The organism is Duganella margarita (assembly GCF_009857535.1).
GTDB lineage: Bacteria > Pseudomonadota > Gammaproteobacteria > Burkholderiales > Burkholderiaceae_D > Rugamonas > Rugamonas margarita.
On the sequence record NZ_WWCS01000010.1, the window covers coordinates 146,166 to 170,923 of the forward strand.

A 24,758-nucleotide genomic window follows, 5' to 3' on the forward strand; every position below is an offset into this window, starting at 1 on the left:
AAGCCATGAGCAATAAAGTTGTCAAACCCGACGCCGAATGGCGCGACCAGCTGGACCCGATGGAGTACCAGGTCACGCGTCACGCCGCCACCGAACGTGCTTTTACCGGCAAATTCTGGGATCATCATGAGCACGGCACTTACACCTGCGTCTGCTGCAACACGCCGCTGTTCCGTTCCGACGCCAAGTTTGATTCCGGCTGCGGCTGGCCGAGCTACTTTGAACCGATCGATCCGGCCAATGTGATCGAGAAGGTTGACCGTACGCATGGTATGCTGCGCACCGAAATCATTTGCGCCGTATGCGATGCACACCTTGGCCACGTGTTCCCGGACGGTCCGCCGCCAACCGGGCTGCGCTATTGCATCAACTCGGCGTCCTTGCGCTTTGACCCACAAGACTAATAAGACACCATGAAATTCCTGTTCGACCTGATCCCCGTCCTGCTGTTCTTCGGCTCTTACAAGCTGGCTGGCTGGAACGCCGAAGCGACGCAGCACTTCATCAACACCCACATGAGCGGCATGATTTCCGGCGGTTCCGTCACCGCCGAGCAATCGCCCATCGTCATCGCCACGCTGGTCGGCATTCTGGCGACGATGGCGCAGATTGCCTGGATCAAGCTGCGCGGGCGCAAGGTCGACGGGATTTTATGGCTGTCGCTGGGTATGTTCGTCGTCTTCGGCGGCCTGACCATTTATCTGCACGACGAAGACTTCATTAAATGGAAGCTGAGTATTGTGTATTGGCTGTTTGCCGGCGCGCTGCTGGTCAGCGACCTGGTATTCAAAAAGAACCTGATGCGCAAATCGATGGGCGAGATCATCGAATTGCCGGACCAGATCTGGACCCGTTTGAATGTCGCCTGGATCGCCTTCTTCACCTTTATGGGTGTATTGAACTGGTATCTGGCGTTTGTGTTGTTCAAAGGCGATACCGATTCCTGGGTCAGTTTTAAAGCCTTCGGCGCCACCGCCATCATGTTTGTGTTTATCGTGGCACAAACCGTTTATTTGTCGCGTCACATGAAGGACCAGGCATGAATCCGATTCAAGATACCCGTCTGGGCCGCATCCGCGCAGCGCTGGAAGCGAAGCTGGCGCCGGTCGAACTGGTGGTCGACGACGACTCCGCAGCCCATGCCGGCCATGCCGGCGCGGCCTCTGGCGGCGGGCACTACAACGTCAGAATTGTTTCGTTACAATTCGAAGGGCTGAAACTCGTCACAAGACATCGACTCGTGTATGATTCCGTGCACGATATGATGCATAAAGAAATTCATGCATTGGCCATTACCGCGCTGGCGCCGTCTGAAGTATGATTTTGTGCCGCGTCTGTGAATGATTGCCGTCGGGCTTTTAAAATAACACTTTTTCCAAATACAGGAATTAATAATGACCTTTAAGCCAGCCAAGTTGCTGATTGCACTTCTCGTTGTCGCCGTACCAGCTTTTGCGCAAAACGTTGCCGTCGTAAATGGCAAGGCGATCCCGACCTCGCGCGTGGAAGCCGTGGTTAAGCAAGTCGTGGCCCAGGGCCAGCAGCCGGATTCGCCACAGCTGCGCGAACTGATCAAGAAAGACCTGATCGGCCGCGAAGTGATGATGCAGGAAGCCGAAAAGCAAGGTTATGGCAAGAAAGACGACGTCAAGACCGCGATTGAAAACGCCCGTCAGGCCATCATCATCAACGCGATGATCGCCGACTACGTCAAGAAAAATCCGGTATCGGACGCCGACATCAAGGCTGAGTACGACAAATTTGTTGCCCAGGCTGGCGACAAGGAATATCACGTGCGCCACATCCTGCTGGGCACCGAAGCGGAAGCCAACGACGTGATCGCCAAGATCAAGGGCGGCGCCAAGTTTGAAGACCTGGCCAAGCTGTCGAAAGACACCGGCTCGGCTGCCAATGGCGGCGATCTGGACTGGGCCTCGCCTTCGTCCTTCCCACCAGTGTTCTCGCAAGCGTTCGTGGCGCTGGGCAAAGGCCAGGTGACCGAGAAGCCAGTGCAGACGCCGAACGGCTTCCACGTGATCAAAGTGGACGACATCCGTCCAGCCAAACTGCCGACCCTGGAAGAAGTGAAACCGCAAATCGCGGAAGCGCTGACCCAGAAGAAACTGCAGGCGTATCAGGAAGAACTGGTAAAGAAGGCAAAAGTGCAGTAATGTTATGAAAGGCGGCGCCCTGCGGGGCGCCGTTTTTAATTCCGCGTTGGTATGATGCACCTTCAGAGTGTAATTTTTTAAGGATTTAGATAATGATGTTGAAGCCAGCCCGTCTGATGTTAGCCCTGATCGCCATGGTTGCCGTCCCAGCGTTCGCGCAAAATGCCGCGACCGTGAATGGCAAGGCGATTCCTGCCGCCCGCGTCGACCAAATGGTCAAGCAAGTGGTAGCCCAGGGTCAGCAGCCTGATTCGCCGCAACTGCGCGACATGGTCAAGAAAGAACTGATCGGCCGCGAAGTCCTGCTGCAGGAAGCCGATAAACAGGGTTATGGCAAGAAGCCTGACGTGACCGCTGCTATCGACAATGCCCGTCAAAGCATTATCATCAATGCGATGCTGGCTGATTACGTAAAGAAAAATCCGGTATCGGATGCGGAAATCAAAGCCGAATACGACAAATATAAAGCAGCCATGGGCGGCACCGAATATCACTCGCGTCATATTCTGGTTGCAACCGAACAGGAAGCCAAAGATATTATCGCCAAGCTGAAAGGCGGCGCTAAATTCGAAGAACTGGCCAAAGTATCAAAAGACGGTTCGGCCAATAACGGTGGCGATCTGGGCTGGATGACGCCAGGCAAACTGGTCAAACCATTCGCCGATGCGATGGTCGCACTGAAAAACGGTGAAATCACCCAGACGCCAGTGAAAACCGAATTCGGTTATCACGTGATCAAAATGGAAGAATCCCGTCCAGTAAAACTGCCGTCGCTGGAAGAAGTCAAACCGCAAGTTGCCGAAGCGCTGCAACAGCGCAAGATCGTCGCCTACCGCGAAGAGCTGGTGAAGAAAGCCAAAATCCAGTAAGCTGGATTACTCAGCAAAAAGCGCCTGCATGCAGGCGCTTTTTTTACGTCCTCTGCATTTGATGCACCTACAAAGCAAAAGAGCGGCTTGCGCCGTAATGTCGTTCAGTAAGCGACGTCGTTCCCGCGAAAGTGGGAACCCATACCGCGCTTGCTCGGCAGACGTGCTATGGATTCCCGCTTTCGCGGGAATGACACTGTAGAATCTAAGCTTAACTGGACGGCATTGCGGCTTGCGCCGCTCCTGACTTACCCGACGAATTTACGGGCATTGCGGAACATGCGCATCCAAGGCGATTCCTCGCCCCACGCTTCCGGCGCCCACGAATGCTGGACGGTGCGGAACACCCGCTCGGCGTGCGGCATCATTACCGTGAAGCGTCCGTCCGCTGTCGTGACCGAGGTCAGGCCTTGCGGCGAGCCGTTCGGGTTGTACGGGTAGGCTTCGGTCGCGGCGCCACGGTTGTCGACGAAACGCATGGCGGCCACGGCTTCGCCGATGTTGCCGGTCTGCGAGAAGTCGGCATAACCTTCGCCGTGGGCGATGGCGATCGGCGTCTGGGTGCCGGCCATGCCGCTGAAGAAGATCGACGGCGAGTCCAGCACTTCCACCATGGCGAACCGCGCTTCGAATTTCTCCGACTTGTTGGTGGTGAACTTCGGCCACGCTTGCGCGCCAGGAATCAGCGGTTTCAGGTTACTCATCATCTGGCAGCCGTTGCAGACGCCCAGGCCGAAGGTGTCTTTGCGCGCAAAGAACGTGGCGAACTGGTCCGACAGCGCATCGTTGAACAAAATGGTCTTGGCCCAGCCCTCGCCGGCGCCCAGTACGTCGCCGTACGAGAAGCCGCCGACGGCGATGATGCCCTGGAAGTCGGCCAGCTTGGCGCGGCCCGAGATCAGGTCGCTCATGTGGACGTCGATCGCGGCAAAGCCGGCCTGGTGCATGACGTAGGCGGTTTCGATATGCGAGTTGACACCCTGCTCGCGCAGGATCGCAACCCGTGGACGCACGCCGGTCGCCAGGAACGGCGCCGCAACGTTGTCGCTCAGGTCGAACGTGATCTTCGGCGTGATGCCGGGATCCTGCTCGTCCAGCAGACGGTCGTATTCGGCATCGGCGCAGGCCGGATTGTCACGCAGACGGGCGATGCGCCAGCTGGTTTCGCTCCACAGGCGGTGCAGTTCGGCACGCGGTTTGTTATAGATGACTTTGGCGTCGCGGGTGAATTCGATCACGCCACGGTCGTTCGGCTTGCCGATGATATGGCTGCAGGCGCCGAGGTTAAACGAGCGCAGCACATCCATGACCAGCGATTTCTCGTCGGCGCGCACCTGGATCACCGCACCCAGCTCTTCCGAGAACAGCGCGCGCAGCGTCTGCTCGTTGCGGCGCTCGGCGATTTGCGTCGCCCAGTTCTTGGCGTCGCCCTGGTCGGCGCCATGGCCCTCTTCCAGCGTCAGGATGTCGAGGTTGATCGACAGGCCGGCGCGGCCGGCGAAGGCCATCTCGGTCAGCGTGCCGTACAGGCCGCCGTCCGAACGGTCGTGGTAAGCCAGCAGCTTGCCATCGGCGTTCAGTTGCTGGATGGCGGCGAAGAAGCCTTTGACGTCTTCCGCACTGTCCACGTCCGGTACCGAATTACCCAGCTGGCCCATGACTTGCGCCAGCGCCGAGGCGCCGAGGCGGTTCTTGCCACGGCCCAGGTCGATCAGGATGATGGCGGTGTCGCCGGCATCCATGCGGATTTGCGGGGTCAGCGATTTGCGCACGTCATATACGGGCGCAAACGACGACACGATCAGCGACACCGGCGACAACACGGCCTTGGCCTGGTCGCCGTCTTTCCACGTCGTGCGCATCGACAGCGAATCCTTGCCGACCGGGATAGAAATCCCCAGCGCCGGGCACAGCTCCATGCCGACTGCCTTGACGGTGTCGTACAGCGCAGCGTCCTGGCCAGGCTGGCCGCAGGCCGCCATCCAGTTGGCCGACAGCTTGATGTCTTCGATCGAGCGAATCGGCGCGGCGGCGATGTTCAGCACCGCCTCCGCCACGGCCATGCGGCCCGACGCGGCGGCATTGATCACGGCCAGCGGCGTGCGTTCGCCCATGGCCATCGCTTCGCCCTTGTAGCCTTCAAAACTCATTGCAGTGACGGCGCAGTCAGCCACTGGCACCTGCCAAGGACCAACCATCTGGTCGCGCACGGACATGCCGCCCACGGTGCGGTCGCCGATGGTGATCAGGAACGATTTGTCGCCCACGGTCGGCAGCAGCAGCACGCGCTCGGCGGCGTCCGCCAGATCGATACCGGTCAGGTCGATGGCCGGGAAATCGTTTTGCACGTGATGCACGTCGCGCTGCATTTTTGGCGGTTTGCCCAGCAGTACGTCCATCGGCATATCGACCGGCTCGTTGCCCAGTTCCGGATCGATCAGCTTCAGCTGGCGCTCTTCGGTGGCAGTGCCAACCACGGCAAACAGGCTGCGCTCACGTTCGCAAATCGCCTGGAACAGCGGCAGGTCGCCCGGCGCAATCGCAAGCACATACCGCTCCTGCGATTCGTTGGACCAGATTTCTTTCGGCGCCATGCCGCTTTCTTCCAGCGGAATCTTGCGCAGGTCGAAGATCGCGCCGCGCTTGGCATCATTGGTGATTTCCGGGAAGGCGTTCGACAGGCCGCCGGCGCCGACATCGTGGATCGAGATGATCGGGTTCTTGGCGCCCAGCTGCCAGCAGGCGTTGATGACTTCCTGCGCGCGGCGTTCCATTTCCGGGTTGCCGCGCTGGACCGAGTCGAAGTCCAGGTCGGCGGTATTGGTGCCGGTTGCCATCGACGAGGCGGCCGAACCGCCCATGCCGATGCGCATGCCGGGACCGCCCAGCTGCACCAGCAAGCTGCCGACCGGGATGTCGTTCTTGTGGGTGTGTTGCGACGAGATGTTGCCGATACCGCCGGCAATCATGATCGGCTTGTGATAGCCGAACACGGTATCGTGCGCGCCGGCGAACTGCTTGCCGATGTTCTGTTCGTAGGTACGGAAGTAACCGCCCAGCACCGGACGGCCGAATTCATTGCTGAACGCAGCGCCGCCCAGCGGGCCGTCGATCATGATTTGCAGCGGCGAAGCGATCCGCTCCGGCTTGCCGTATGGATTGCCGGTGTCGCGGTAGTCGCCGTCCTTGATCGGTGCGGTGACCACGGCGTCGCTTTCCCACGGACGCACGGCGCCCGGCAGCAGCAGGTTGGACACGGTAAAGCCGGCCAGGCCGGCCTTCGGCTTGGCGCCGCGGCCGGTGGCGCCTTCGTCGCGGATTTCACCGCCGGCGCCGGTCGAGGCGCCCGGGAACGGCGAGATCGCGGTCGGGTGATTGTGGGTTTCCACTTTCATCAGCGTGTGGGTCAGCTCGGTCATCGGCGCGTACTGCTGGCCTTCGCCTTGCGGGAAGAAGCGCATCACTTCCGCGCCTTCCATGATCGACGAGTTGTCGCTGTAGGCGACCACGGTGCCCTTCGGCTGCAGCTGGTGGGTGTTCTTGATCATGCCGAACAGCGACTTCGGCTGGGCGACGCCGTCGATGGTCCAGTCGGCGTTGAAGATCTTGTGGCGGCAGTGTTCGGAGTTCGCCTGCGCGAACATCATCAGCTCGACGTCGGTCGGGTTGCGCCCGGCCTTGGTGAAGGCGGCGTCCAGGTATTCCACTTCATCGTCCGACATGGCCAGACCGAGGTCGGTATTCGCCTTGTCCAGCGCGGCCTTGCCGCAGCCAATCACGTCCACCGATTCCAGCGGACGCGCTTGCAGTTCGCGGAACAGGCCGGCTGCGTCGTCCGGCGAGCGCAGCACCGATTCCGTCATGCGGTCGTGCAGCAACGCAGCCACAGCCTGCAATTCCTCGTCGCTGAGCTTTTTGGCCGCACCCAGCGCGGTGCCCAGGATGCCGGTCTTCAGGTTGATGCGGTACGCCACGCCGCGCTCGACGCGCTTGATGTGCACCATGCCGCAGTTGTGGACGATGTCGGTGGCCTTGGAGGCCCACGGCGAAATCGTGCCAAAGCGCGGGATCACGAAGAATTCCTCGGCGTGGCCTTCGGTGTTGTCGGCATGCGCCGGCTCACCGTAGGTCAGCAGGCCCTGCAGGCGCTGGGTGTCGTCGGCCGACAACGGCGCGCCGGCATCGATGAAGTGGACATAACGCGCCTGGACGGCGGCAACGGAAGGCAGCAGCGCTTGCAGTTGGTTCAACAGGCGTTGGCTACGGAATGCGGACAGGGCGTTAGAGCCCGGCAGAATCAGCATGATTGGAAGAGAGTTGATGCAGCTGGGCTGCGGTTTAAAGGGAGATGGGGCACTAGATACTGTGTTGCGAGATTTTCCTTTGCGCGCATTATACCCGCTATCAGCGTTGCCATATAGTGGCACTGGCGCGTAAAAGCTGCCACTGAAGCAACATTCTGCGCCGAAAATCATCAATTTTCATTTGCCTTGGAGTATGCTGAGCAAAACTTAGCTTGGATGTGGAACAATGGCGGAATATAGCGACTTGTCAGTGCTGATCGTGGATCCCAATCCGGGCATGCGCGGCAACCTGCACAATATGCTCAGCCAGGCGTCGATCACTAAGATCGATTACGCGGTCAGTTCGGGCACGGCGATCCGCCAGCTTACGAAGAAACCGTTTGACATCATCTTGTGCGAATACGACCTCGGCAACGGTAGCGGCGAAGCGAACGGCCAGGACGGCCAGCAGCTGCTGGAAGACTTGCGTCATCATAAATTGATCACGCCCTGGACGATTTTCATCATGCTGACTTCGGAGGGCGAGTACGGCAAGGTGATCGGCGCGGCGGAACTGATGCCGACCGACTACGTGCTCAAGCCGTTCACGGTGGACGCCCTGCTCCAGCGCCTGCAGCGCGCGGTCGACCGCCGCAACTCGTTCTTGCCGATCTATCAACTGGTTGAAATGGGCAATGTGCGCAAGGCGATCAGCGAGGCCCGGTTGGCCGAAGAAAAAGCCCCGCGCTACGCCGTCGACTTCGCGCGCCTGCGCGCCGAGCTGCTGTTTTCCATCGATGAGCTGGCCGAGGCGGAGACCGTCTACCTGTGGATATTGATGACGCGGCCGGTGCCCTGGGCCCACCTGGGCCTGGCCCGCTGCCGCTTCGGTTTGCAAAAATACCTGGAAGCGCAGGAAACCCTGTCCGAGCTGCTGGAACAAAATCCGCGCTACATGGCCGCCTACGACCTGCTGGCACGCTGCCACGAAGCGCTGGGCCAGCAAGAGGCCGCCAAAAAAATCCTGGAAGACGCGGTGGCGATCTCGCCGCACATGGTGCGCCGCCTGCGCCATCTGGGCGACGTCGCGTTTGAGACCGGCGACGTCGGCATGGCCGAAAAAGCTTTCAAGCAAGTGGTGGCCAAGGCCAAGTACTCCGAATTCCGCGATCCGGAGGACCACGTCAAGCTGGTCAAGACGCTGGTCAAGAAAGGCGACGCCCACCAGGCCAGCGGCGTGATCCGCGACATGGAGCGCTCGCTGCGCAGCGGCCCGAATGTGGACGTCTGCCGCGCCATCGCCGCCGGCCTGCTGCAGGAAATGACCGGCAACCTGACCGCCGCCGCCACCGAGCTGACCAACGCGGTCAATGCCGTGGCCGGCAGCCGCGGCCTGTCGACCGGCCTCAAGGTGGGCCTGGTGCACAGCTGCCTGGCCGTCAAGCTGGACCAGCAGGCGTCCGACCTGATGCTCAACCTGATGAACGACACCGAAAGTGGCGTCTCGATGGACGACGCGGTGCAGGTGTTTGAAAAAGCCGGCCGCCACGACCTGGCGCAGGGCATGGGCGAACAGATCAAGATTCAGGTGGACGAACTGATCGCGCACGCCAGCGAACAGCGTTCGCACGGCGATTTGCGGGCGGCGGTCGATACGCTGAGCGCCGGCCTGCGCAAGGCGCCCGGCAATATGGCGCTGTTGCCGGCGGCCGCCGCGGCCATCCTCAAGCAGCTGGACGATCTGGGCTGGGAAGCGCCGCTGGCCGAACACTGCCAGTTCCTGCTGGAGCGCATGCGCCGCCTCGATCCGGCGCACCCGTCACTGGAAACGCTGACGGCGCAATATCACTACACCCAACGGAAATACGGTATTTCGGCGGTGGCCTGATCCACCGTCATTCCCGCGCAAGCGGGAATCCATGCTGATACGGCTCAGCATAGGTTCCCGCTTGCGCGGGAACGACGGCATCAGTCGGGGCTGACCACTTCGTAGCCCTTGGCTTTGAGCGCCGTCAGATAACTGTCCGGGCCGATGAGGTCAGACAGGCGCAGCATGGCAAAGCTGGTGGTATTGGCGTCCAGCGCTTTGTCGACGGCAGTGAGCCACGCATCCTGCACGCGCTGCTGGACGTTCTGCCAGTTTTTCTGGTTCTTGACGAAATCGGCGTTGCGCAAGGCGTCGCGGCATTCCGCTTCCTGGTCGGCATAACTGAGTTTCTGGATCGCTTCCAGATCGCCCTTGGCCCAGGCGTTGGCGCGCACCCGCATGGCGTCCAGATCGCTTTCCAGCCGCGTCAGCGTCTTGTCGAAGCACGCCGTGTCGGCCAATGACGACTTCTTGAAATCCTTGAGCATCCTGGAGGCATCGTCCATTTCGAGCGCGATGCTGGTGTCGGTCTTCTTGATCTTGCGTTCCTTGACGATGGCGTTGATTTTATTGCTGACATCGTAGCCCTTGCCCAGCCCAGCCTGCTTCAGCGCCGCGTCGTACAGCGCATCCGCCACGAAAATCGGCCGTTCACGCTCGATGCTGTCGTCCTTGCCCAGGTATTTGGTCTTGAGCGGCTGCCAGCGCGCATACACGTCAGCCGGCAGCACATCCTTGAGCGTCGCCCCGTCCGGATTCTTCTTGATGCCGATCAGGCTCGGCAGCAAGGTCAGGCCGCGGAAGAAGCCAACATGGCCATGCGCGCCGGGCGGCCCCAGATACTCTTGCGACTGCGCCAGAATCGACTCCACCTGCTGCGAGCGCCACTCCATCTTCAGTGGCAGCGGCGAATAACTGCCGAACACCCACAACACATGATCGCCCTTGCTGACCTTCCACAAACCCGGACCGGGACGCTGCCCAACCAGCAGGATGGTTTCAGGTTGCGGCGCGGCCTCCTCGGTGGGGGCTGCTGGCGTGGCTTCTTGGGCCAGCGCGGCAGTCAGTGGCAGGAGCAGGCAAAACGTGGGCAGCAGGCGTTTGAGCATAGGTCAGATTCAGAAAGCGATGAGGCCGTTGGCCAGGCAGTGACTGATGAAGTACCAGGAGACAAAATACAAACCGCACAGCAGGAAGGCGGACACAATCGCGGCGCGCGGTGAGCTACGGGATTGAAAAATCCTCAATAAAGTGCGCATGATGTCCTCCCAACCTGTCTAAAGTTCAACTGTACGTTGCAGGCAACAGCCGGACAAGACCCGATTGGGAGGTGGCGCCATCCGATGCCAGGGGTATCGCCTAATCGGCTGATGGCGGCAAGGGCGTGCCAAAACCGCCACCGCCCGGCGTTTCAATAATGAACACATCGCCCGGCTGCATATCGGTCTTGCCGATGTGGCCCAGCACATCCACGCTGCCGTCCGCGCGCTGCACGCTGTTGCGGCCCAGCGCACCCGGCCAGCCGCCCGCCATGCCGAATGGCGCGTAAATGCGGTTGTTGGACAGGATGGCCGCCGTCATCGGCTCCAGGAAGCGCACTTTGCGCACGCCGCCGTTGCCGCCGTTCCAGTGCCCTGCTCCGCCACTGCCGGCGCGGATTTCGTAGCTGTCCAGCCGCACCGGGAAGCGGAACTCCAGGATTTCGGGATCGGTCAGGCGCGAGTTGGTCATATTGGTCTGCACCACCGACGTGCCATCGAAGCCGTCCCCTGCGCCGGAGCCGCCGCTGATGGTCTCGTAATACTGGTACTTCGCGTTCCCGAAGGTGAAGTTGTTCATGGTGCCCTGCGCCGCCGCCATCACGCCCAGCGCGCCGTACAGCGCATTGGTGATGCAGGTCGAGGTCTCCACATTGCCGGAGACAACCGAGGCCGGATAATGCGGATTGAGCATCGAGCCTTCCGGAATCAGCACCTTCAGCGGCTTGAGACAGCCGGCGTTGAGCGGAATCTCGTCATCGACCAGCGTGCGGAATACGTATAGCACCGCCGCCATGCACACCGCCGACGGCGCATTGAAGTTATTTTCCAGCTGCGGCGAAGTGCCGGTAAAGTCAATCTCCGCGCTGCGCGCCGCCTGATCCACGCGCACCGCCACCTGGATCTGTGCGCCGTTATCCAGCGGCAGCGTGAAGGCGCCGTCCTTCAAGGCGCTGATGACGCGCCGCACCGCTTCCTCGGCATTGTTCTGCACATGGCCCATGTAAGCCTGCACCACATCCAGCCCGAAATGCAGCACCATTTTATGCAGCTCGTCGACGCCTTTCTGGTTGGCGGCGACTTGCGCACGCAGGTCGGCCAGATTCTGATCCGGATTGCGCGCCGGGTACTGCGCGCCGGCCAGCAAAGCGCGCGTTTCGGCTTCGCGCAATTGGCCGCCGTCCACCAGCTTGAAGTTATTGATTAACACGCCCTCTTCTTCGATCACGCGCGAATCCGGCGGCATCGATCCCGGCGTGGTGCCGCCAATGTCGGCATGATGGCCGCGCGAGCCGACGTAGAACAGGATGCGCGCGCCGGTCGCATCGAACACCGGCGTAATCACCGTGACGTCCGGCAGGTGGGTGCCGCCGTTGTACGGGTCATTGAGCATGTACACGTCACCGGCGCGCATGCGGCCGGCGTTTTCGCGCATCACGGTCTTGATGCTCTCGCCCATCGAGCCCAGATGTACCGGCATATGGGGCGCGTTGGCGATCAGGTTGCCGTCGGCGTCGAAGATGGCGCAGCTGAAGTCCAGCCGCTCCTTGATGTTGACCGAGTATGCGGTGTTCTGCAGGCGCAGCCCCATCTGCTCGGCGATCGACATGAACAGGTTATTAAAGATTTCCAGCATCACCGGATCGGCCGTGGTGCCGATGGCGCGCCGCTCCGGCAGCGCCGCCACGCGCTTCAGCACCAGGTGATCGTGCAGCGTGACCTCGGCCTGCCAGCCCGCTTCGACGATGGTGGTGGCGTTGGCTTCGGCGATGATCGCCGGACCCTTGATGACATCACCGATGCGCGTGGCGCCGCGCTGGTACAAACTGGTTTGCCGCCATTTGCCGCCGCTGTACATCGGCACCACCGTATGCGGCATCAGGCCGGACATGCGGCGCGCCGCCGGCTCCACCGTTTCCGACGGCGCATCGGACTTGCCGACCGCCTCCACCGACACCGCCTCGACGATCAACGCGCGCGCCTGCATCAGGAAGGAATAGCGCTTGCGGTAAGCCGATTCAAATTGCTGCCGCATCGACGCCACCGTATCGAACAGGACGATCAGCGCGGTGTCGGTGCCTTCGTAACGCAGGTGCACCCGGCGGATCAGCGTAATGCGCTCATCGTCCACTTGCTGGTGATGCAGGTCGGCGCGCGCCTGCCGGCCCAGCGCATGCAGGCGCGCTTCCAGTTCGCCGTGCGCCTCTTCGCTCAACGGCGTTTCGACGGCCGCCTCGCGCATCGCCGTCTGGTCGGCCAGCCCCATGCCGTAGGCCGACATCACGCCCGCCAGCGAATGCACAAACACCGTCTTCATGCCCAGCGCATCGGCCACCAGACAGGCGTGCTGGCCGCCGGCGCCGCCGAAACTGGTCAGCGCGTATTCGGTCACGTCGTGCCCGCGCTGGACGGAAATCTGCTTGATGGCGTTGGCCATGTTTCCGACCGCGATATCGAGAAAGCCTTCAGCCACCTGCTCCGCCGTAGTGGGCATGCCGGTGGCGTCTGCGATGTCCCTGGCCATGTCGCCGAAGCGCTCACGCACCGTGGCGGCGTCCAGCGCCTGCTTGCCGTCGGCGCCGAACAATTGCGGAAAGTGATGCGGCTGGATTTTGCCCAGCATGACGTTGCAGTCGGTGACCGCCAGCGGTCCGCCGCGGCGATAACTGGCCGGGCCCGGATTGGCGCCGGCACTGTCCGGCCCCACGCGATAGCGGCTGCCGTCGAAATGCAGCACCGAACCGCCGCCGGCCGCCACGGTATGAATGCTCATCATCGGCGCGCGCATGCGCACGCCGGCCACCTGGGTCTCGAACACGCGCTCGAATTCGTCCGAATAGTGCGACACGTCGGTCGACGTGCCGCCCATGTCGAAGCCGATCACCTTGTCGAAGCCGGCCAGCCGGGAGGCGCGCACCATGCCGACGATGCCGCCGGCCGGGCCGCTCAGGATCGAGTCCTTGCCCTGGAACGCACGGGCGTCGGTCAGGCCGCCGTTGGACTGCATGAATTGCAGGTTCACGCCCGGCAGTTCGCCGGCCACCTGCTCGACATAGCGGCGCAGGATGGGCGACAGATAGGCATCGACCACAGTAGTATCGCCGCGCGCCACCAGCTTCATCATCGGACTGATGTCGTGCGACACCGACACCTGCGTAAAGCCGATCTCGCGGGCGATACTGGCCACGCGGGTTTCGTGGGCGTGATAGCGGTAGCCGTGCATGAAGACCACGGCCAGCGAGCGCAAGCCCGTAGCATACGCCTGTTCCAGACCGGCGCGTGCGGCGTCCAGGTCCAATGCAGTCACCAATTCTCCGTGCGCGCCCATGCGTTCATCAATTTCAATCACATGGCTGTACAGCAGTTCCGGCAGCAGAATGCGCCGGTCAAACAGGCGTGGACGGTTTTGATAGGCGATGCGCAGCGCGTCGCGGAAGCCGCGCGTAATGGCCAGCGCAGTCGGTTCGCCCTTGCGCTCCAACAGCGCGTTGGTGGCCACCGTGGTGCCCATCTTGACGGCGCCGATCTGCTCTACCGGAATCGGCTTGCCCTTGGCCACACCCATCAGCTGGCGAATGCCGGCGATGGCCGCATCGGCGTAATGTTCGGGATTCTCGGACAGCAGCTTGAGCGTGCGCAGCCGGCCATCTGGCGCGCGCGCCACGATGTCGGTGAACGTACCGCCACGGTCGATCCAGAATTCCCAATCCATGCGTGCCTCGCTAAGTGATGAAGCGTGTATTGTAGTGCCGGCGCTGCGGAGCCGCCCACACAAATATCGATGCTAAAATGGCACCATGAACCCACTTTACACCGTTGCCGAAATCCGTGCCATCGAGCACGCAGCCGCCGCCACGCTGCCGCCGGGCGCCCTGATGCAGCGTGCCGGCCAGGCCGGCGCCAATGCCGCGCTGGACCTGCTGCCGCTGAGCACCAGCCAGGCCAGGGTGCTGGTGCTGGCCGGTCCCGGCGACAACGGCGGCGACGCGCTGGAGGCGGCCGCGCACCTGTCGTACACCGGCGCGCAGGTCACGCTGATCCATTTCGGCCCGGCCGACGACAGCCAGTCCTCGGCCGAACGCCAGGCAGCGCTGCAACGGGCCAAGGCCAGCGATGCCCGCTTCCGCGCGGTGGAAGACGCCAGCATCGCCGGCACCGAATGGCATCTGGTGGTAGACGGCCTGTTCGGCATCGGCCTGAAACGGCCGCTCAGCGGCCCGCTACGGACGCTGGTGGAGACGGTCAACCAGCTGCGCTGCAGCGTGCTGGCGCTGGACGTGCCGAGCGGTCTGGATGCGGACACCGGCTGCGTTGTCGGCCCGGACGGCGTGGCGGTGCACGCCACCCACACCATCACTTTCATCGGCAATAAGCCGGGCCTGCACACTTGCGATGGCCGCGACTACGCCGGCCTGGTCGACATCTCGCGGCTGGAAATCGATGCCAGCCACTTTGCGCCGGCGACGCTGCACCTGAACGACGTCAAATTCTTCGCCCGCCATTTAAAAGCGCGGCGGCATAATTCGCACAAGGGCAGCTACGGCAACGTGGCGGTGATCGGCGGCGCGCGCGGCATGAGCGGCGCGCCGATCCTGGCCGCGCGTACGGCGCTCAATAGCGGCGCCGGCCGCGTCTACGCGCTGTTCGTGGAAGACGCGCTGCCATGCGATCCCGGCCAGCCAGAACTGATGTGCCGCCCTGCCGGCAATTACGAGCTGAATCAGGCCACGCTGGTGATCGGCCCCGGACTGGGGGACTCGACCGCCGCGCAAGCCTTGCTGGCAAGCGCCATTGCCAGCGGCAGCCCGCTGCTGGCCGACGCCGACGCCCTTAACTTGCTGGCCGCTGACACCTCGCTGCAAACCGTTCTGGCCCAGCGCAGCAAGCCGACGGTGCTGACGCCGCATCCGCTGGAAGCCGCGCGCCTGCTGGACGCCAACATCGCCGCCGTGCAGGCCGACCGTCTGGCCGCAGCGCGCACGCTGGCCGCGCGCCTCAACGCCGTGGTGGTCCTGAAAGGATCGGGCACGGTCATCGCGGCGCCCAACGGCAAGGCCGTCATCAACACCACCGGCAATCCGGCGCTGGCCACGGCCGGCACCGGCGACGTGCTGGCGGGCCTGTGCGGCGCGCTGCTGGCGCAGGGCTGGCCGCACTGGGAAGCCGCGCTGGCGGCGGTCTGGCTGCACGGCATGGCGGCGGATGTGCTGGTCAGCGAAGGCTGCGGCCCGATCGGCCTTACCGCTGCCGAGCTGATTCCAGCCATCCGCACGGCGCTCAACCGCATGGTGCAGCACCACGGCCGCTAGCGTTTCAGGTCGGCCTGAATGACTTTCAAGAAAGTGTCGGTCGACCACTCAAGATCGCGCACAACGATTTGTGGCGTGTAGAATTGCCCTGCCGCGCGCGGGCGGCCCACGTAGACCTTGTTCGGAATGACCACTTTCGCTGCACCGGAGACCAGCGACTGGTAGCGCACTTCCATGTAATTGCTGTCTGCCGAACTCGGCGCACCAATCAGTTTCGTATTCGGGAACATGGTGAAGTAGTCCAGCGCATCCAGACAGGCACTGGCGCACTGGCCCGGCACGATGACGTACACGGGACGGTTGAACGCAGTCGGCGCCGCTACCATGGCAGTGTCCGCTGCTGGCGGGCCGCTGCTGCTGACGTAAAACTTGTCGCCGCGCTCCAGCGCGTCCTGCATGACGTTGGCTAGCGCGTTGATGCCTTCCGCCAGTTCGGCATTGCCTTGCTCCTTCAAAAAAGCGACCATCCAGCGCACATGCGCCACATTGCCGGGCGACGTACGCCACCACACCTGCTGCTTGCCCGTGCGCTGCTGGTCGCGCCGCGCGATATCGGCATCGCCCCACAAGGCGCCGGCAAAATCCAGGCTCCACAGCGACGAGCCGCCGTGATTGCCGCGCAGGTCGATCACCACAGCGTCCGCCTGCTGATAGCGCTGCGGATGCGCGCGCAGTTCCGCCGACATTGCGCGATAGGCGGTGCGCTGCGCTTCGTCCGGCTGGAATTCCGGCATCGCGGCCCAATACAGGCGCGGGCGCGGCTCGGTCAGGCCGACCGGCAGCGTCGTGCCGTTATAGCTTTGCTGGCGCCAGAGCAGCATCTCGTTGGTGTACTGGCTCCACGCCAGCGTCATCGCAAACTGTTTGCCATCCAGCGCGAAGGCGCAGACCTGCGGCCGCTTGATAAACGGGTTGCCCTTGTCGACAAAGACATCGGGCGCTTCGCTCCACCAGCTGCCCGGCTCATCGCTGCGCCCCTGAAACGCAAATACGTTGGTTTGCACCAGTGTGCTGATCGCCTCGCCATCGCAGCCCTCAATCCGGCTACCGGCTGGCGGGCCGCCGGGCACGGTGGCATAGACATACATGCTGTCGCCGCGCCAGGCCGCGACAAAACCGGGCCAGCGCCATTCCACCGCCGGCGGCATGGTGAACGCCACGCCCGCGTGGCCGTCGTGAATCACCGTATTAAACCGCATCAGCGCGGCCTGATAGCCGGCGCCATCCCGCACTTGCGCAGCCAATTGCAGGCCCGCCTTGCGCGCCTCGCCGAGACGGGCGGCAAAGCCGGGATTCGATGGGTCGTAGGTGCCGGGGTGGTTGTCCAGGGTAATCTGATAAGCGGCGTCGATATCGGCGCTGGCCGCGCGCTGCCACTGTTCCGGCGTCTGCGGCAGGTCGGCAGCCGTGACGGCGCCTGCCGCCAACAGGCAGGCCGCAGCAAGGCGGCGCATCAGACCAGGCGACCCGCTGCGATCGTAATGGTGCGGCCGCAGCGGGCGGCCATGGCCTGGTCGTGGGTGACCAGCACCAAAGTCGAGCCATGCTGGCGATTCAGCTCGAACATCAGCTGGATCACGGCTTCGCCGGTGGCGGCGTCCAGGCTGCCGGTCGGTTCGTCGGCAAACAGCAGCGGCGGTTCGCTGACGAAAGCGCGTGCCAAGGCCACGCGCTGTTGCTCACCGCCGGACAGGTATTTCGGATAATGTTTCAGGCGACTCGACAGGCCAACCCGCGCCAGCATCGCCTCCGCCTTCTCGCGGGCGCCGGCCACGCCGGACAATTCCAGCGGCAGCATGACGTTTTCCACCGCCGTCAAATGCGCCAGCAGTTGGAAGGACTGGAACACAAAGCCCAGTTTTTCCTTGCGCAAGGCTGCGCGGCCGTCTTCATCCAGTGCATAAATGTCTACACCATCGAGCACCACGGTGCCGGCGCTGGGAGTGTCCAGCCCAGCCAGCAAACCGAGCAAAGTAGACTTGCCGGAACCGGAAGCGCCAACGATCGCCAGCGTCTCTGCCTTTTGCACTGTAAAATCTACCTCGTGCAGGATCGTCAGTTCGCCAGCGGCGTCGGCGACCCGCTTGGCCAGGCCGTGGACGGCGATGGCCGGCTGCACGCCAGCCGCCGTCACAGGCGACGACGCCAGGGCCGGGCCTTCCGGCATGAAATGAGTTGACGCTTTAGGGAAATCGGGCATGCTGAATATGTTTAAACGTTTATCTGGGAAATCACTGGCCGCCCTGCTCCTGCTGTCGGCGGCGGCGAGCGCCTATTCTGCACCAAAAACCGTGCTTGTGCTCGGTGATAGTTTGTCAGCCGAATACGGCTTGTCGCGCGGCACCGGCTGGGTCGCGCTGGCGGAGCAGAAACTCAAACAGAATAACATCGATGCGGTGGTGGTCAACGCCAGTGTCAGCGGCGAGACCACCAGCGGCGGCCGTTCGCGCCTGCCGGCCCTGCTCACCAAGTACAAACCGGACCTGGTGGTGATCGAACTGGGCGCCAACGATGGCTTGCGTGGCCTGCCGGTGCCGGCCGCCGAGGCCAATCTGCGCGCCATGAGCGACGCCGCCAGCAAGGCCGACGCCAAGGTGATGCTGATCGGCATGCGCATGCCGCCCAACTACGGCCGCGACTACGCCGACAAATTCTTCGCCATGTATGGCGCGCTGAGCAAGGATATCAAGGCGCCGCTGGTGCCGTTCATGCTCGATGGCGTGGCCGACAAGCCGCAGCTATTCCAGGCGGACCGCTTGCATCCGCTGGCGGAGGCCCATCCAACCATCCTGGCCAATATCTGGCCGACGCTGCAAAAAACCATTAAGGCCAAATGAAGTATCCGGAAGTATTAAGCATCGATCAGGTGCTGGACCAGCTCGACACCTTCGACGCTATCATCGACGCCCGCAGTCCGGGCGAGTTTGCGCTCGACCACCTTCCGGGCGCCATCAACGCGCCGGTGCTGGACGACGATCAACGCATCCGCGTCGGCACCATATACAAGCAGGTGGGATCGTTTGAAGCAAAGAAGCTCGGCGCCGCGCTGGTGGCCAGGAACATCGCGCGGCATATTGAAGAATTGTGGATCGACCAGCCGCGCGAGTGGCGGCCGCTGGTGTATTGCTGGCGCGGCGGCAACCGCAGCGGCTCGATGGCGCATATCCTGGCCAAGATCGGCTGGCCGGTGGTGCAGCTGGACGGAGGCTACAAGGCGTTTCGCCAGGAAGTGAATGCGGCACTGGAACAGGCGCCGTCGCTGCGCTTCCAGGTGGTGTGCGGCACCACCGGCAGCGGCAAGAGCCGCTTGCTCGAAGTTTTGCATGCGCAAGGCGCGCAGGTGCTGGACCTGGAGCAGCTGGCCATGCATCGCGGTTCGGTGCTGGGCCATTTGCCGAGTCAGCCGCAGCCAAGCCAGAAGGCATTCGAGAACCGCATCTGGCAGGTGCTACGCCGTTTCGATCCGTCGCGGCCGGTGTTTGTAGAGGCGGAAAGCAAGAAGGTCGGCAATTTGCGGGTGCCAGCGGCCTTGATGGACACCATGCGCGCCGCTGATTGCATCGCGCTGACGTTGTCGCGTTCTAACCGGGTGCGCCTGCTGATGGAGGATTATCAGCATTTCCTGGCTGACCCGTCGTCGCTCAACGGCCAGCTGGAACATCTGACGCAGTTGCACGGCCGCGAAAAAATCGCCCGCTGGCAGGCGATGTCGGATGCAGGGCAGATGCCGGAGTTGGTGGAACAACTGCTGGCCGATCACTACGATCCAGCGTATTTGCGCTCCATCGACCGCAATTTCATCCGCTATGGCCAGGCGCTGCCGCTGGCGCTGGATGACATCAGCGAGGATGCGTTCGCCGCCGCAGCGCGCCAGTTGATCGCTACTTGCGTGTAGCCCACCAGCAGCATAGTGATCCTGCCGTCACCAGCGCGGCGCCCTGCCAGAAGCTGGCGGTCAGCGCGGTGCGCAGGATGGCCGCGCTGAAGGCGGACGACAGTACCGGCGCAGCATACGAGACGGCAGCCAGCAAGGCCAGGTTGCCGTGTGTCAGAGCGCGGTTCCAGCTGGCATAGCCCAGCGCCATCACCGCAGCCGCCGCACACAGCAGGCCGGCGGCGGTCGCGGAGCTCACGCTGAATGGCAGCAGCGTTGCGCCGCCCAGTGCAAACTTCACCCACAGGACTGCACTGGTCAACACAAAGAACGGCACGATCGCGTCCGTGCCCTGCGACAGCGGCTTGGCCGCGCAGCAGTACGTGGCCCACAGCAACGCGCCGCCGGCGGCCAGCCCGTAGCTCACAGGATTGCGCGCCGCGTTGGCAACGATGTGCGCCAGCGACAAGCCCTCGCCGCCACTCAGAATCCACGCCACGCCGAGCAGCGACAGCAGCAGCCCCGGCGCCAGCCACACGGTCGCGCGCTGGCGGCCGCCGAGCACCATCAACGCCACCGTCAGGCACGGCCACAGATAATTCAGCAGACCGACCTCGATCGCCTGCGTGCGGTCCTGCGCGTAGCCGAGCGCCAATGCCAGTGCGACCTCATAGCCGGCAAAAAGCGCGCCGCCGATCAGCAGATAGCGGCGCGGGTACTGCCGCAGCGGCGTCCAGCCGCGCAACGCCACCAGCATCACCGAGGCCAGCGTATAAATCATCGCCGCGCCGGCCACCGCGCCCGCCGTTTCGCTAAACAAGCGTATCAGCGAGGGCGCCGTGCTCCACAAGCCGATCGCCGCCAGGCCAAGCAAAGTCCCTTTTGTCTGCGTCATATGTAGAAAGGGCCGCTAGTCGCGGCCCTTGCTGGATTACTTCACTTCAGTCACGGTGGTCTTCGTGATCGGCTTCAGGATCTTCACCTTGGCCTTTTGCTTCAGGAACTCGATGTACTGTGCCATCTCCTGTTGCGCAATCACGTTGCCGATCTGTTCGGCTTGGGATTTGCGCTCGGCCTCGTCCTGCGCCGCAGGCTGCTGCACTTTGTCGATGCGGTACAGGCCATAACCCATGCCTGGCAGGTCCACGCCCACGTAGGCTGGCAGCTTGCTGGTATCCGCTTTCATGATCGCTTGCATGGCCAGACCGTTGATGCCTTCAGGCTTCTGGCGCGACACCAGCTTGGCAGCGCCGAAACCGGTCGCATCGCCCGACTTCTTGAAGGCGGCCAGTTTCTCTTCGCCGGCTTTGAACGCCAGTTTGGCGGCTTCTTCCATGGTCACGCGCTGACGAATCTGCGCATCGACTTCCGCCAGCGGACGCTTGCTGGCCGGTTTGAATTCGACGATACGGCCCGAGACCAGGGTATTCGGCGCGGTTTCGACCGCTTCGGTATTGCGCTTGCTGCTGATCGAATCGTTGGAGAACAGCGCGGTCAGGAACTTGGCGTTGTTGAACGCGCCAGCGCCAGGAGCCGGCGATGGATTGCGCGACACATTGCTGGCGGTCTCGATCTTCAGGCCCAGCTTGTCAGCTACCGGCTTCAGGCTGTCAGACTGTTCGTAGACGGTGTTGGTGAAGGCTTCGGCCATTTCCGAATACTTCTTGGCGGCTTTCTGCTTCTTCAGCAGGTCCGTCACGTCGGCTTTCACCACCTCCAGCGGCTTGACCACGGCTGGCTTGAGCTCGGTCACGGTCAGCACGTGGAATCCGAAGTCCGACTGCACCGGATCGCTGATTTCGCCCAGCTTCAGCTTGCCGATAGCGTTTTCGACCGGCGCGACCAGCACGCCTTTTTCGATCACGCCCAGATCGCCGCCCTGCTCTGCCGAGCCCGGATCTTCCGACTTGGCCTTGGCCACCTTGGCAAAATCGCCTGGGGTCTTGCGCAGTTCGGCCACAATGGCTTCGGCCTTGGCCTTGGCGGCGGCGGTGTCGGCAGCGCTGGCGCCCTTTTTCAGGGTGATCAGGATGTGGCTGGCGCGGCGGGTTTCCGGCGTGGTGAACTGGGCCACATTCTTGGTGTAGTAGTCCGATACTTCGGCATCGGTCACGCTGACTTGCGCGGCGACGGCATCGTTGTTCAGGACCACGTATTCGATCTTGGCTTGCTCCGGCACTTCGAAGAACTTGCTGTTCTTGTCGTAGAAGGCCTTGACCATTTCATCGGTCACTTTGACCTGTGGCACGAAATCAGCCACCGGCAGCAGCAGTTCCTGCACTTCGCGCTCCTGGGCGGCGATGTCGGACAGGGTCTTGGCCACGGTGCGTGGGGCAAAGCCAGTGCCTTCGACCGCGACCGCCAGCTGTTGCAGCGCCAGTTCCTGACGCATGCGGGCATCGTTCTGCTCCGGACGCAGGCCTTGTGCGGCCAGGATGGCGATGTAGCGCTCTTTGTCGAAGCTGGCTGGGCCGCCGAACATGTCCATGATGGCTTTTTGCAGCTGGGCGTCGCCAATGCTCAGATGGCTATCGCCCACTTCAGCAGCGATGGCGCGTTGCGCGATCAGCTGGTCCAGTACGTTTTGCTTGAACTCGGGCGTGTCGAACATTTTCTGGTCGAACTGTGCGCCCATACGCTGGCGGTAGTTGTCCAACTGGTTGCGCACGGCGTTGTCGAACTCTTGCTGCGTCAGCGGCTTACCATCGATTTTGGCGATGGTGCTGGCGTCATCGCCAAAGCTCTTGTAGCTGCCGATGCCGACAAACGCAAACGATGGCACGATGATGATGGCCAGGAAGATCTGCATCAAACGCTGGTGGGTACGAATAAATTCAAACATGGTCTGCCAATTCGGATGGTGATTACTTGCACATACAAAAATGGCGAACTCGCGTTCGCCAATTCTCTTTTTAATTCAATGACTTGCACTGCACAGTGAAGCCGGAGTATGCCGAAAAATTCAGTATCGCACGATTCTACAGAAGCACCGTAGGCTTAGCAAGCATTCGCTTGCCACTTTGACAGCGCACGATTGCCTGGAGCATTTCGTTTTCGGAGATAAAAAGCGACATATGCCGGGCGCGCCGCGTTTAATCATATTCCACGTTGCCGGGACGATGGCGTGGTGTTGTATGCGTCACGCTCCCGCAAGCTCGACATTTTTCGTCCTGTTTCACGGAGGTTCTCTTCTCGGCCAGCGTGGTGTGCATACTACGTCTTACTGTAAGCCCTTCACTATTGGCCTGGGCCAATCTTGCACCGAAAGTGTGAATCTCGTCTACGGAGTCAGACAGGTCTTCAAGCATTCTGATGAACGCGTCGATCGCGGCTGCGCCACGTTGAATCGTGTCATTTGCGGCATCAATTTCCTCCTCTGCCTCAGTGAGGCGACCGATTAACGTCCTGATACGGTCCGCCGCCTCGGCACCCCCACTGAGCAAAGCGCACACCGTCAGCATGCTGACTTCCAGCATCAAATAGGCGCCGCCCTTACCTGCAACGTAAGCATAGAAATTAGGAGGAATTGCTTCCATCATCAGTCCGACGTAGGCGAGATAGCTTAAAACATTACCGTCGTCAGCGACAATTGCCAGCACCAAATCGAAATTCGGATCGCTGAGGATGGATTCTGCCAAGGCAGAATCTATATTCATCAATACGGCGTCGAGGAATTTGCGTAGCGGCTGGGGTTTGCCATCCGAGATCAGGTTCTGGAGATTTAGAATCGCATCGCGATGTTGATAGAGTTCTCTCGCCTGATCCTCGCCTGCAATGACAGTGGGCCCCGCGCTCTGGAGCACATCCCCCGCATCTTCGCGCCCGGACGCCGTTTCGGGAATTGATCGTTGCCACCAGGCCCAGTCGTCAGGAGTGTCATTTTCGCCCTGCCCCGGCGTGCCAGACGTCTGTTCCGATGCAGTAGCGCGTTGAGAGCCCGCAGCAACGCGCATCTTGCGGCCGAGGTCGGCCCACAGTTCGACGTTGAACAGCTCAACTTGGCCATCTAGCCAACCTGCACCACCAGCATTCCAGCCCTCGCGTGCGCTCGTGGCGTATGCCGCAGCCGGACTGGCATCCCACTGGCCTCGAAACTCGGTCATTTGGTCGGTCAGATTCAAGTAGGCGGCATGCAAACGCAGTTCTATGCGTTCACGCTTCTCGACAATATCGAGCTCAGTTATTCCGGTTTCATACGGGTATCCGCTCATGGCTTTTCCTGCGTGAGGCATTGTAGAGTTTGCGATAATGCAACACTATAATTCACTCACCCGTTGAAATGGCGCACGGTTCGTTTAATTCGGCAGGAGTAATAGATTACTTTTCAGACGCGGAAAAAGAAAAACCCCGCAGCTTAAATATAAGCTGCGGGGTATCTTGATCTGGCGGAGCGGACGGGACTCGAACCCGCGACCCCCGGCGTGACAGGCCGGTATTCTAACCAACTGAACTACCGCTCCTAAACGGTATTACTAATGTCTGTATTTTGTTGGCGGAGCGGACGGGACTCGAACCCGCGACCCCCGGCGTGACAGGCCGGTATTCTAACCAACTGAACTACCGCTCCAGCAAAATACAAGGTGCTACATTTTACACTAACATTTACTACCTGGCAAATGTGATTGATAATCAATCTTTGGTGGGCGGTGAGAGGCTCGAACTCCCGACCTAAGCCTTGTAAGGGCTCCGCTCTACCAACTGAGCTAACCGCCCATTTACCGCAGTGAACAGCTGTTTAACTACTGCTGCTCACTGAAGTCCGTTAGTTTACAGCATCTTTCAAAGCTTTACCAGCTTTAAATTTAGGAACTTTAGCTGCTTCAATGGTGATCTCTTCTTTGGTGCGTGGGTTGCGGCCGGTACGGGCTGCGCGCTCGCTTACCGAGAAGGTACCAAAGCCAACCAGGGTCACGCTGTCGTTCTTTTGCAGGGTGGTGGTCACGCCGTCGATCACTGCATCCAGTGCGCGAGCAGCAGCCGCTTTGGAAATATCAGCGGTAGTGGCAATATGGTCGATCAATTCAGTCTTATTCAAAGCAATTCCCCGTCACAAAGGTTATATCTGTTCCCGCTTAAAATACGGCAACGCAAAAAACTCAGGCCGTATTAAACAAGCCAGCCCACTC

General features: G+C 61.7%; 19 protein-coding genes and 3 tRNA genes. 9 read left to right on the forward strand and 13 right to left on the reverse strand.

Annotated features, from left to right (window positions below):
- The first annotated feature begins 5 nt into the window (after positions 1–5).
- The 5 genes from msrB to GTP55_RS16930 all read left to right on the forward strand — a co-directional run bounded on the left by msrB (position 6) and on the right by GTP55_RS16930 (position 3,040).
- The gene (gene msrB, locus GTP55_RS16910) at positions 6–404 is read left to right on the forward strand and encodes a peptide-methionine (R)-S-oxide reductase MsrB (protein WP_110847832.1); all 399 of its coding nucleotides are present in this window, start codon (positions 6–8) and stop codon (positions 402–404) included.
- Between the two features lie 9 nt (positions 405–413).
- Positions 414–1,043, forward strand: coding sequence for a septation protein A (locus tag GTP55_RS16915; RefSeq protein ID WP_161046034.1), 630 nt, complete (start codon positions 414–416; stop codon positions 1,041–1,043).
- Positions 1,040–1,321: a BolA family protein gene (locus tag GTP55_RS16920; RefSeq protein ID WP_161046035.1), complete on the forward strand. Its 282-nt coding sequence runs from the start codon at positions 1,040–1,042 to the stop codon at positions 1,319–1,321. Before GTP55_RS16915 ends, GTP55_RS16920 begins: the two co-directional genes overlap by 4 nt.
- A gap of 73 nt (positions 1,322–1,394) precedes the next feature.
- Positions 1,395–2,171: a peptidylprolyl isomerase gene (locus GTP55_RS16925; protein ID WP_161046036.1), complete on the forward strand. Its 777-nt coding sequence runs from the start codon at positions 1,395–1,397 to the stop codon at positions 2,169–2,171.
- 92 nt (positions 2,172–2,263) lie between these two features.
- The gene (locus tag GTP55_RS16930) at positions 2,264–3,040 is read left to right on the forward strand and encodes a foldase protein PrsA (RefSeq protein ID WP_161046037.1); all 777 of its coding nucleotides are present in this window, start codon (positions 2,264–2,266) and stop codon (positions 3,038–3,040) included.
- A gap of 248 nt (positions 3,041–3,288) precedes the next feature.
- Here GTP55_RS16930 and purL read toward each other — a convergent pair whose 3' ends face one another.
- Positions 3,289–7,344, reverse strand: a complete 4,056-nt coding sequence (gene purL / locus GTP55_RS16935; protein WP_161046038.1) for a phosphoribosylformylglycinamidine synthase — start codon at positions 7,342–7,344, stop codon at positions 3,289–3,291.
- A gap of 226 nt (positions 7,345–7,570) precedes the next feature.
- On the opposite strand from purL, the gene GTP55_RS16940 reads away from it, so the two are divergent.
- A complete protein-coding gene (locus GTP55_RS16940) occupies positions 7,571–9,211 on the forward strand; it encodes a response regulator (RefSeq protein ID WP_161046039.1) in 1,641 nt (546 codons plus the stop codon).
- Positions 9,212–9,291: 80 nt separating this feature from the next.
- On the opposite strand, the gene GTP55_RS16945 is transcribed toward GTP55_RS16940, so the two are convergent.
- The 3 genes from GTP55_RS16945 to GTP55_RS16950 all read right to left on the reverse strand — a co-directional run bounded on the left by GTP55_RS16945 (position 9,292) and on the right by GTP55_RS16950 (position 14,161).
- Complete coding sequence (locus tag GTP55_RS16945; protein ID WP_161046040.1) at positions 9,292–10,299, reverse strand: TraB/GumN family protein; 1,008 nt, start codon at positions 10,297–10,299, stop codon at positions 9,292–9,294.
- A gap of 9 nt (positions 10,300–10,308) precedes the next feature.
- Positions 10,309–10,449: a hypothetical protein gene (locus GTP55_RS29610; protein WP_202423741.1), complete on the reverse strand. Its 141-nt coding sequence runs from the start codon at positions 10,447–10,449 to the stop codon at positions 10,309–10,311.
- A gap of 100 nt (positions 10,450–10,549) precedes the next feature.
- Positions 10,550–14,161 carry a hydantoinase B/oxoprolinase family protein gene (locus tag GTP55_RS16950; protein ID WP_161046041.1) on the reverse strand — a complete coding sequence of 1,204 codons (3,612 nt, stop codon included), beginning with the start codon at positions 14,159–14,161 and terminating at the stop codon, positions 10,550–10,552.
- 85 nt (positions 14,162–14,246) lie between these two features.
- Here GTP55_RS16950 and GTP55_RS16955 point away from each other — a divergent pair, with 85 nt between their 5' ends.
- Positions 14,247–15,758, forward strand: coding sequence for an NAD(P)H-hydrate dehydratase (locus GTP55_RS16955; RefSeq protein WP_161046042.1), 1,512 nt, complete (start codon positions 14,247–14,249; stop codon positions 15,756–15,758).
- Here the strand turns inward: GTP55_RS16955 and GTP55_RS16960 are convergent.
- Together GTP55_RS16960 and GTP55_RS16965 are read right to left on the reverse strand one after the other, a co-directional pair.
- Positions 15,755–17,212: a S41 family peptidase gene (locus tag GTP55_RS16960; RefSeq protein ID WP_161046043.1), complete on the reverse strand. Its 1,458-nt coding sequence runs from the start codon at positions 17,210–17,212 to the stop codon at positions 15,755–15,757. The genes GTP55_RS16955 and GTP55_RS16960 overlap by 4 nt on opposite strands.
- Positions 17,212–17,925, reverse strand: coding sequence for an ABC transporter ATP-binding protein (locus GTP55_RS16965; protein WP_161046101.1), 714 nt, complete (start codon positions 17,923–17,925; stop codon positions 17,212–17,214). The genes GTP55_RS16960 and GTP55_RS16965 overlap by 1 nt, the downstream gene beginning before the upstream one ends.
- 40 nt (positions 17,926–17,965) lie before the next feature.
- Between GTP55_RS16965 and GTP55_RS16970 the strand changes: the two genes are divergently transcribed.
- Positions 17,966–18,595, forward strand: coding sequence for an arylesterase (locus tag GTP55_RS16970; RefSeq protein ID WP_169115389.1), 630 nt, complete (start codon positions 17,966–17,968; stop codon positions 18,593–18,595).
- A complete protein-coding gene (gene mnmH, locus GTP55_RS16975; protein WP_161046044.1) occupies positions 18,592–19,653 on the forward strand; it encodes a tRNA 2-selenouridine(34) synthase MnmH in 1,062 nt (353 codons plus the stop codon). Before GTP55_RS16970 ends, mnmH begins: the two co-directional genes overlap by 4 nt.
- On the opposite strand, the gene yddG is transcribed toward mnmH, so the two are convergent.
- The 7 genes from yddG to hbs all read right to left on the reverse strand — a co-directional run bounded on the left by yddG (position 19,640) and on the right by hbs (position 24,667).
- Positions 19,640–20,527 (reverse strand): aromatic amino acid DMT transporter YddG, encoded by an 888-nt coding sequence (gene yddG, locus GTP55_RS16980; protein WP_161046045.1) that lies wholly within the window; start codon positions 20,525–20,527, stop codon positions 19,640–19,642. The two genes, mnmH and yddG, sit on opposite strands and share 14 nt — an antisense overlap.
- Before the next feature lie 36 nt (positions 20,528–20,563).
- Positions 20,564–22,474 (reverse strand): SurA N-terminal domain-containing protein, encoded by a 1,911-nt coding sequence (locus GTP55_RS16985; protein ID WP_161046046.1) that lies wholly within the window; start codon positions 22,472–22,474, stop codon positions 20,564–20,566.
- 250 nt (positions 22,475–22,724) lie between these two features.
- Entirely contained in the window at positions 22,725–23,843 is a 1,119-nt protein-coding gene (locus tag GTP55_RS16990; protein ID WP_161046047.1) for a hypothetical protein, read from the reverse strand.
- A gap of 172 nt (positions 23,844–24,015) precedes the next feature.
- A tRNA-Asp gene (locus tag GTP55_RS16995) sits at positions 24,016–24,092 on the reverse strand.
- 30 nt (positions 24,093–24,122) lie between these two features.
- Positions 24,123–24,199: transfer RNA gene (locus tag GTP55_RS17000), tRNA-Asp, on the reverse strand.
- A gap of 70 nt (positions 24,200–24,269) precedes the next feature.
- A tRNA-Val gene (locus GTP55_RS17005) sits at positions 24,270–24,345 on the reverse strand.
- Positions 24,346–24,394: 49 nt separating this feature from the next.
- Positions 24,395–24,667 (reverse strand): non-specific DNA-binding protein Hbs, encoded by a 273-nt coding sequence (gene hbs / locus GTP55_RS17010; protein ID WP_070266615.1) that lies wholly within the window; start codon positions 24,665–24,667, stop codon positions 24,395–24,397.
- Positions 24,668–24,758 lie beyond the last annotated feature (91 nt).

Excerpts from the sequence above, each read along its gene's own strand:
- msrB (WP_110847832.1), top strand. The coding sequence starts at position 6 with ATGAGCAATAAAGTTGTCAAACCCGACGCCGAATGGCGCGACCAGCTG.
- GTP55_RS16915 (WP_161046034.1), top strand. The coding sequence starts at position 414 with ATGAAATTCCTGTTCGACCTGATCCCCGTCCTGCTGTTCTTCGGCTCT.
- GTP55_RS16920 (WP_161046035.1), top strand. The coding sequence starts at position 1,040 with ATGAATCCGATTCAAGATACCCGTCTGGGCCGCATCCGCGCAGCGCTG.
- GTP55_RS16925 (WP_161046036.1), top strand. The coding sequence starts at position 1,395 with ATGACCTTTAAGCCAGCCAAGTTGCTGATTGCACTTCTCGTTGTCGCC.
- GTP55_RS16930 (WP_161046037.1), top strand. The coding sequence starts at position 2,264 with ATGATGTTGAAGCCAGCCCGTCTGATGTTAGCCCTGATCGCCATGGTT.
- purL (WP_161046038.1), bottom strand. The coding sequence starts at position 7,344 with ATGCTGATTCTGCCGGGCTCTAACGCCCTGTCCGCATTCCGTAGCCAA.
- GTP55_RS16940 (WP_161046039.1), top strand. The coding sequence starts at position 7,571 with ATGGCGGAATATAGCGACTTGTCAGTGCTGATCGTGGATCCCAATCCG.
- GTP55_RS16945 (WP_161046040.1), bottom strand. The coding sequence starts at position 10,299 with ATGCTCAAACGCCTGCTGCCCACGTTTTGCCTGCTCCTGCCACTGACT.
- GTP55_RS29610 (WP_202423741.1), bottom strand. The coding sequence starts at position 10,449 with ATGCGCACTTTATTGAGGATTTTTCAATCCCGTAGCTCACCGCGCGCC.
- GTP55_RS16950 (WP_161046041.1), bottom strand. The coding sequence starts at position 14,161 with ATGGATTGGGAATTCTGGATCGACCGTGGCGGTACGTTCACCGACATC.
- GTP55_RS16955 (WP_161046042.1), top strand. The coding sequence starts at position 14,247 with ATGAACCCACTTTACACCGTTGCCGAAATCCGTGCCATCGAGCACGCA.
- GTP55_RS16960 (WP_161046043.1), bottom strand. The coding sequence starts at position 17,212 with ATGCGCCGCCTTGCTGCGGCCTGCCTGTTGGCGGCAGGCGCCGTCACG.
- GTP55_RS16965 (WP_161046101.1), bottom strand. The coding sequence starts at position 17,925 with ATGCCGGAAGGCCCGGCCCTGGCGTCGTCGCCTGTGACGGCGGCTGGC.
- GTP55_RS16970 (WP_169115389.1), top strand. The coding sequence starts at position 17,966 with ATGTTTAAACGTTTATCTGGGAAATCACTGGCCGCCCTGCTCCTGCTG.
- mnmH (WP_161046044.1), top strand. The coding sequence starts at position 18,592 with ATGAAGTATCCGGAAGTATTAAGCATCGATCAGGTGCTGGACCAGCTC.
- yddG (WP_161046045.1), bottom strand. The coding sequence starts at position 20,527 with ATGACGCAGACAAAAGGGACTTTGCTTGGCCTGGCGGCGATCGGCTTG.
- GTP55_RS16985 (WP_161046046.1), bottom strand. The coding sequence starts at position 22,474 with ATGTTTGAATTTATTCGTACCCACCAGCGTTTGATGCAGATCTTCCTG.
- GTP55_RS16990 (WP_161046047.1), bottom strand. The coding sequence starts at position 23,843 with ATGAGCGGATACCCGTATGAAACCGGAATAACTGAGCTCGATATTGTC.